Annotated in this window: 7 protein-coding genes; 1 reads left to right on the forward strand and 6 read right to left on the reverse strand. The window is 74.0% G+C overall.

Annotated features, from left to right (window positions below):
* Nucleotides 1-91: 91 nt before the first annotated feature.
* The 3 genes from ACZ51D_RS28855 to ACZ51D_RS28865 all read right to left on the reverse strand — a co-directional run bounded on the left by ACZ51D_RS28855 (nucleotide 92) and on the right by ACZ51D_RS28865 (nucleotide 2431).
* Nucleotides 92-199, reverse strand: a complete 108-nt coding sequence (locus ACZ51D_RS28855; RefSeq protein ID WP_465663859.1) for an RICIN domain-containing protein — start codon at nucleotides 197-199, stop codon at nucleotides 92-94.
* Between the two features lie 139 nt (nucleotides 200-338).
* The gene (locus tag ACZ51D_RS28860; protein WP_465663860.1) at nucleotides 339-1106 is read right to left on the reverse strand and encodes a ricin-type beta-trefoil lectin domain protein; all 768 of its coding nucleotides are present in this window, start codon (nucleotides 1104-1106) and stop codon (nucleotides 339-341) included.
* Between the two features lie 293 nt (nucleotides 1107-1399).
* Nucleotides 1400-2431, reverse strand: a complete 1032-nt coding sequence (locus tag ACZ51D_RS28865; RefSeq protein WP_465663861.1) for a hypothetical protein — start codon at nucleotides 2429-2431, stop codon at nucleotides 1400-1402.
* A gap of 111 nt (nucleotides 2432-2542) precedes the next feature.
* Between ACZ51D_RS28865 and ACZ51D_RS28870 the strand changes: the two genes are divergently transcribed.
* Nucleotides 2543-3445, forward strand: a complete 903-nt coding sequence (locus ACZ51D_RS28870) for a helix-turn-helix transcriptional regulator (RefSeq protein WP_465618498.1) — start codon at nucleotides 2543-2545, stop codon at nucleotides 3443-3445.
* Between the two features lie 55 nt (nucleotides 3446-3500).
* On the opposite strand, the gene ACZ51D_RS28875 is transcribed toward ACZ51D_RS28870, so the two are convergent.
* The 3 genes from ACZ51D_RS28875 to ACZ51D_RS28885 all read right to left on the reverse strand — a co-directional run bounded on the left by ACZ51D_RS28875 (nucleotide 3501) and on the right by ACZ51D_RS28885 (nucleotide 6684).
* Nucleotides 3501-4268, reverse strand: a complete 768-nt coding sequence (locus tag ACZ51D_RS28875; protein ID WP_465618496.1) for a ricin-type beta-trefoil lectin domain protein — start codon at nucleotides 4266-4268, stop codon at nucleotides 3501-3503.
* 348 nt (nucleotides 4269-4616) lie between these two features.
* Nucleotides 4617-6317, reverse strand: coding sequence for a DEAD/DEAH box helicase (locus ACZ51D_RS28880; protein ID WP_465618494.1), 1701 nt, complete (start codon nucleotides 6315-6317; stop codon nucleotides 4617-4619).
* A 160-nt stretch (nucleotides 6318-6477) separates the two neighbouring features.
* A complete protein-coding gene (locus ACZ51D_RS28885) occupies nucleotides 6478-6684 on the reverse strand; it encodes a cold-shock protein (RefSeq protein ID WP_380651267.1) in 207 nt (68 codons plus the stop codon).
* Nucleotides 6685-7041 lie beyond the last annotated feature (357 nt).

Raw genomic sequence — 7041 nt, forward strand, 5'->3', positions numbered from 1 at the left:
ACACCCCTCGCCGGCCGGCGCCCCCCCCCCCCGGGCCGGCCGGGGGGGGGGGGGGGGGGGGCCCCCCCCCGCGCCGTGGGGGTGGTGCGGGTCAGGCCGGGAGGTTCCACTTCTCGTTGGCGGCGCCGTTGCAGTCCCAGATCTGGACGGGCGTGCCGTTGGCGTTGCTGCCGCCGCGCGCGTCCACGCACTTGTTCACGCACCCGCTGATCCGACCGACCGGGCCCGCCAGGACGGGCGAGCCGGTCACGATCCAGCCGCGAACAGGGCGGCGGTGCGACGCACGGCGGGGCTCCTCGGGGGTGAGGGTGATCCGGTCGACGGTCCGGCCGCGGGCATCAGACGGGCAGGTGCCAGATCTGGTTGGCGGCGGTGGCGCCGAAGCAGTCCCAGATCTGCAGGACCGCGCCGTTGGCGCTGGAGACGCCCCGGACGTCCAGGCAGCGGCCGGACTGCGGGTTGACCAGCGCGCCGTCGGCCCGCGGGCGCCACTGCTGGGCGCCACTGCCGTTGCACTCCCAGGTCCGCACCAGGGTGCCGTTGCCGGTGCGCCCGCCCTCGACGTCCAGGCAGTTGCCGACGGCCCGGACGGTGCCGTCGGCGCCGACCTTCCAGGTCTGGTTCACGTTGCCCAGGCAGTCCCAGATCTGGGTCTGGGTCCCGTTGGCGTTGCTGCCGCCGCGCACGTCCAGGCACTTGCCCGCGATGCCGGTGATCTGGCCGACCGGGCCCGCCGGGACCGCCGGACCGAAGGAGACGCCGCCCCAGCCCCCCGTGGCCATACCGGAGCACCCCGCGGTGGCGGTGGTGTTGCCGGTGACCCAGCCGCTCATCCCGTACGAGTAGGTGGGAAACCCGTTGCTGTCGGGGAGGCCCTGGCAGGTGATCCCGACCATCCAGGTCTGCTGCGGGTCGAGGCCCGTGCAGGTGCCGGAGAGGCCCCAGCCGGTGCCGCTGACGGTGCAGCTCCCGACACCGCCCGGGCCCGGGGTGGTGTCGCCCGACGCGTTACGGGTGGTGCTCTCGGCGGCACCGGCGGCGGGCGCGGTGACCGCGGCGGCTCCGGCGAGCAGGGCGGTGGCGAACAGGGCGGCGGTACGACGCACGGGGGGAGTCCTTCCGGAGAGGGTGAACCGACCGGCCCGCATGTGAAGTATTCGCGGTGAAGATGCGATCTTTGTGCGGGCCGCGCGAAAGCCTCGGGCACGCCATGTTCACGGTCAACGGGTAAGGCCAAGATCACGCCACAGATTCGCACACGCACGGAGCTTGTACGACACGGCGCGGGAACGGCCCCGGCAGGCCGCGCGCCCGGCCGATCCGGCCGGATCGCGTACGGCCCGGCCCCCGGGTGAGCGGGAGCCGGGCCGTAGGCGATCCGGGGTCGGGCGGCGCCGGGTCAGATCCGGCGCAGGGTGAAAGCGTCCGTCGGGTGGCCCGCGATGGCGTCGCCGAGGCCGGCGGAGAGCTGGTAGACGCGGCCCGCCGGGCCGGCGATGAGCGCGGTGGGGGTGGCGTCCACGGAGGGGCGGACGGCGGTGAGGCGGGCGGTGCGCCAGTGGTCGTCGGAGCGCAGTTCGACCTCGGCGTCGCGGCCGGCCCCCAGGAGGGCGTTGGTGACGCCCGCGACGGAACCGTCCGGGCGGCCGAGCAGGCCGTCCAGGTGGAGCAGGGACGCGGCCCCGGCGTCCACCTCGACCTGCCGCACGGCGGCCGGGTTCCACAGCGGGACCTGCCACAGCGTGCCGTCGTCCCACTTGCCGATGATCAGCCGGCCCTCGCGCAGGACGATGCCGTTGAGGCCGTACGAACCCGGGGCGGGGGTCAGCCGCGGGTCCCGCAGCAGGACGGAGGCGGTGCCGTCCGGCGCCACCCGGTAGACGACGGGGGCGAAGGAGTCGGTGACGTAGGCGGTGCCGTCGGGGCCGACCGCGATGTCGTTGGCCAGGTGGTTGCCGCCGTCGGCGGCGACGGCGGCGAGGTCGGTGTAGAAGAGGCGGCGGCCGGTGTCCAGGTCGTAGGCGCCGATCCCGGCGATCTTCCCGAGGGTCGCGGGGCTGCTGTGCTCGCCGACGCCGTTGTCGAGGTCGGTGACCAGGACGCGGCGATGGACGGGGTCGACCCGCAGGCCGGCGACCTCGGTCAGCGCGGGGTCCTGCACCAGGGTGCGCACGCTCCCGTCGGTGCCGACGGCGGAGACGGTGCCGTGCCGCAGCGAGCCGAGCAGGAAGCGGTGGTGGGAGGCGTCCCAGGCGCCCGCCTCGGGCACCACGGTGGGCGCGTGGCCGGTGATCACGGCCGGGGCCGGGCAGTTGGCGGGCGACGCGGCGGCGGGCGAGGCCGCGGGCAGTGCGCCGGCGGCGCCCAGCAGGGTGGTCAATGCGGCCGCGACCAGGGTGCGGCGGAGAGTACGGTGCTGACGGTTGCTCATCGGAATTCCCTTGCGTGCGATCCGTTGACGTGATCAAGCTTCGCGTGAACGGGCGGTCCGCAGCAGTGCGTGGGAATACTGGTAGTTCGACTACCAGGGAGGACGGGGGAGATGGTCGAGGTGGAGGACGCCCAGGAGCGCCGTACGGCGCTGTCGAGTTTCCTGCGCAGCCGCCGGGCGCGGCTGACGCCGCAGGACGTGGGGCTGGCGCCGGGGGTGCGGCGGCGCACACCGGGGCTGCGGCGGGAGGAGCTGGCGCTGCTCGCCGGGGTGGGGGTGACCTGGTACACGTGGCTGGAGCAGGGGCGGGACATCCATCCGTCCCCGGAGGTGCTGGCGAGCCTGGCCCGGACGCTGCGGCTGGACCGGGCGGAGACGGCGTACCTGTTCCGGCTGTCCGGCAGTCACCCGCAGGACGGGGAGGTGGCCGCGCCGGGGGACGTCCCGGTCCCGCTGCTGCGGCTGATGCACGCGCAGTGGCCGGCGCCGTCCTTCGTGATGGACGCCAACTGGGACATCCGGGCCTGGAATCCGGGCGCGGACGCGCTGTTCGGCCTGACCGGCCGGCCGCCGCAGGAGTGCAACCTGGCCTGGGTGGTGTTCGGCAACCCCGTGCACCGGGCCCGGGTCGAGCACTGGGAGGAGCATGCCCGCAGTTTCCTGGCGCAGCTGCGTTCCGCCTATGCCGAGCGCGGTGGCGAGACGACGGCCGTGGGGCGCCATCTGGCCCGGATGATCCAGCAGATGCGCGGCGAGTACGCGGAGGCGGACCGTTGGCTGGACGAGCACCAGGTCGCCGAGCGTTCCGGCTCCGAGAAGGTCCTCCGGCACGAGGCGGTGGGCCTGCTGCGGATCGACCAGCATGTGCTGCTGGCCGCCGAGGGCCTGCAGCTGATCGTGATGGCCCCGCGTGACGCCGAGACGGAGGAGCGGCTGCGCGCCCTCGCCCCGGCCCCGGCCCTGGCCCCGGCCCTGGCCCTGACTCCGGCGGCGGCGGCGGTGGCAGCGGTGTGACGCGGAACGGTCCGCCGCCCCCGTGTGGCGCGGGGCGGCGGACCGGGAGCGGCGGTCAGGCCGGGAGGTTCCACTTCTGGTTGGCGGCGCCGTTGCAGTCCCAGATGCCGAGCTGGTTGCCGTTGGTGGTGGAGAAGCCGAGGTCGTCCAGGCAGCGGCCGGACTGCGGGTTGAGTAGCGAGCCATCCGGACGGACCTGCCACTGCTGGGCGCCGGTGCCGTTGCAGTCGTAGATCTGCACCAGGGTGGCGTTGCCGGTGTTTCCGCCCTGGACGTCCAGGCACCTGCCGAGGGCGCGGATGGTGCCGTCGGTGCCGACCCTCCAGGTCTGGTTGGCGGCGCCGGTGCAGTCCCAGATCTGGACGGGCGTGCTGTTCGCGTTGCTGCCGCCGCGCACGTCCGCGCACTTGTTCACGTAGCCGCTGATCTGACCGACCGGGCCCGCCGGCACCGGGGAGCCGTACACGATCCAGCCGGAGGTCGGCATCGCCGGGAAGAAGCACCCCGCGGTGGCGGTGACGTTGCCGGTGGCCCAGCCGCTGGACGTCCCCGAGAAGACGGGGAAGCCGTTGCTGCCGATGCTCTGGCAGGTGCCCGCGACGCGCCAGGTCTGCTGCGGGTCGATGCCCGTGCACGTACCGACGAAGCCGTAGCCGTTGCGGCCGACGGTACAGCTTCCGGCGGTCAGGGCATTGGTGGTCGGCGCGGCGGACGCGGACGGCGCGTTCCGGGTGGTGCTCTCGGCGGCGTCGGCGGCGGGCGCGGTGAGCGCGGCGGCCCCGGCGAGCAGGGCGGCGGTCAGAAGTGCGGAGGTTCGGCGCATCGGTACGGTCGTCCTTCCGGTTGGCGGATCACGTCGACTCACCCTCGGCCGCACCGTGTTGACGGTGTGGCAGATGTGTGGGCCGGGTGAGAGCTTCGGGGCCTCGTGATCGACCGTCAACCGGCAGTAAGGCGGAAGCTGCCGGTGCGATCGGGGCTGACCAGCACCGTTGCCCCGGGCGGCAGTTTCACCGCGAGCGGGCAGTTTCACCACACGCGGGCAGCGGTGCCGCGGCCGCCTGGGTGCGGACAGGCGCTGTCGCGGCCGTCGGCCCCGGAACGCGGAACGGGCCCCGCGCCCCCCACGACAGGGGAGGCACGGGGCCCGTTCGGCGGGCTCGGACGGTCGTCAGTCCGTCTTGCGACGCTGGCGCCCGGTCCCGTAGTTGGAGCCGGACTTGGTGCCGCTGCCCGGCTTGGCGCGACCGGAGGAGCGGCCGATGAAGCCGGCCGCCTGGGGGCGGTCGCCCTGGGCGGCGGCGGCGCCCATCCGCTGCTTGGGGCGGGGGCGGCGCGGGTTGCCGTTCATGTCGACGTCGGCGGGCAGCCCGGAGCGCTTGCCGGAGCGGCGGCGCGGGGACCCGTTCTTGGACCCGGCGCGCTTCTCGTCCGCCGAACCCGCCGAGTCGGCCGGGGCCCCCGTGGCAGCCTGGGCCACCGGCACCGCCAGGGTGACCGGGACGCCGCTCGGCGTGCGGGCGCCGGTGATCCGGGCCAGGTCGGCGTCGCCGGGGCGGATCTTGGTGACGGTCGGGCGGATGCCGGCCACCGTCATCAGCCGGTTGACCTCGCGGCGCTGCTCGGGCAGCACGAGGGTGACGACCGTGCCGGACTCGCCGGCCCGGGCGGTGCGGCCGCCGCGGTGCAGGTAGTCCTTGTGGTCGATCGGCGGGTCGATGTTGACGACCAGGTCCAGGCCGTCGATGTGGATGCCGCGCGCGGCGACGTTGGTGGCGATCAGCGCGGTGACGTGGCCCTCGCGGAACTGGTCGAGCACCCGGTTGCGCTGCGGCTGGGACTTGCCGCCGTGCAGGGCGGCGGCCTTCACGCCGTTGGCGAGCAGCTGCTTGGCGAGCCGGTCGGCGCCGTGCTTGGTGTGCACGAACATGATCACGCGGCCCTCGCGGGAGGCGATGTGCGCGGTGGCGGAGGCCTTGTCGGTCGGCTCGAGCTGCAGGACGTGGTGGTCCATGGTGGTGACCGCGCCGGCCGACGGGTCGACCGAGTGGGTCACCGGGTCGGTCAGGAAGCGCTTGACCAGCCGGTCGACATTGCGGTCCAGGGTGGCGGAGAACAGCATCCGCTGCCCGCCCTCGGCGACCTGCTCCAGCAGCTTGCTGACCTGCGGCAGGAAGCCCATGTCGGCCATCTGGTCGGCCTCGTCCAGGACAGTGATCGCCACGTCGGAGAGGTTGACGTCGCCGCGCCCGATCAGGTCGTCCAGCCGGCCCGGGGTGGCGACCAGGACCTCGGTGCCACGGCGCACCGCGTTGGCCTGCCGGTTGATCGACATGCCGCCGACGACGGTGGTGATCCGCAGGTTGACGGCGGTGGCGTACGGGGTGAGCGCCTCGGTGACCTGCTGGGCCAGCTCGCGGGTGGGCACCAGGACGAGGGCCAGCGGGTACCGGGCGTCGGCGCGGCGCCCGGCGGTACGGGCGAGCAGCGACAGGCCGAAGGCCAGGGTCTTGCCGGAGCCGGTGCGGCCGCGGCCGAGCACGTCGCGTCCGGCGATCGAGTCGGGCAGCGTGGCGCCCTGGATCGGGAACGGCTCGGTGACGCCCTGGCGGGCGAGCGTGGAGAGGATCGCCTTGGGCAGCTCGAGCTCGGCGAAGGTGGCGGCCGGGGGGCGGGCCGGGGTGCCCTGGACCACGGTGAAGTCGGCGGCCTCGGGCGCGACGGCGCGGGTCTGCTTGGGGGCACCGGTCTGCTTGGGGGCACCGGTGCGGCCGCGCGGCTTGCGCAGGCGGTCGCCGCCGCCGGCGTTGCGGCGGGACTGGTCGGTGGTGCGGGGGCCGCGGTCGCGCGGCGGGCGGGCAGGGGTGGTCATGGGATCTCCGATCCGTCGGTCTGAAGCCCGCGGTGTGCGGACTGGTCGGCCGTCGGAAGGGAGTGCGCCGCCCCGGCCGTACGGCGGCATGAACGGGGGCCCGCACCATGCGGTGCGGGCCCCAGCTTCGCGATGATCGCGAGTCAGCGTGGAGCTGACGTCAGCCGATGATCTGGATGTTCTCGGCCTGCGGGCCCTTCTGGCCCTGCGTGACGTCGAACTCGACCTTCTGGCCCTCGAACAGCTCACGGAAGCCCTGAGCCGAGATGTTCGAGTAGTGGGCGAACACGTCAGCGCCGCCACCATCCTGCTCGATGAAGCCGAAGCCCTTTTCGCTGTTGAACCACTTCACGGTGCCGGTAGCCATAACCGTCTCCTCATACTGGGGCATCAGGAATCCACACCTCGTGAATCCCCAAGTAGCCGCGATCCCCATCCGGAGACTGAAACACCGGACAAAACAAATGCGCCTGTTGGTTGGTACCAGCAGGCGCACATACACGTTCATGGGAACCAAAACTGCAACTGACTCGACTGTAGCACGGCGCCACCCAGAGCGACCGGGGATTTTCCGCTGAACAGATCACGTTTGGCGCCCCCGGCGAACGGGCAGGCGGGGGCCCCCCCCCCCGGGGGGGCCGCGGGGGGGGGGGCCCCGGGCCGGGCCGGGGGGGGGCCCGGCCCCCGCCCCGACAGGGGGCGCCCCCGGGGCGTGGCGGCCCGC

This window comes from Kitasatospora sp. NPDC033851, from assembly GCF_055576085.1.

What these genes read in the sequence shown, in the direction of transcription:
- ACZ51D_RS28885 (WP_380651267.1), bottom strand. Translation starts at nt 6,684, where the DNA reads ATGGCTACCGGCACCGTGAAGTGGTTCAACAGCGAAAAGGGCTTCGGC.
- ACZ51D_RS28870 (WP_465618498.1), top strand. Translation starts at nt 2,543, where the DNA reads ATGGTCGAGGTGGAGGACGCCCAGGAGCGCCGTACGGCGCTGTCGAGT.
- ACZ51D_RS28865 (WP_465663861.1), bottom strand. Translation starts at nt 2,431, where the DNA reads ATGAGCAACCGTCAGCACCGTACTCTCCGCCGCACCCTGGTCGCGGCC.
- ACZ51D_RS28875 (WP_465618496.1), bottom strand. Translation starts at nt 4,268, where the DNA reads ATGCGCCGAACCTCCGCACTTCTGACCGCCGCCCTGCTCGCCGGGGCC.
- ACZ51D_RS28880 (WP_465618494.1), bottom strand. Translation starts at nt 6,317, where the DNA reads ATGACCACCCCTGCCCGCCCGCCGCGCGACCGCGGCCCCCGCACCACC.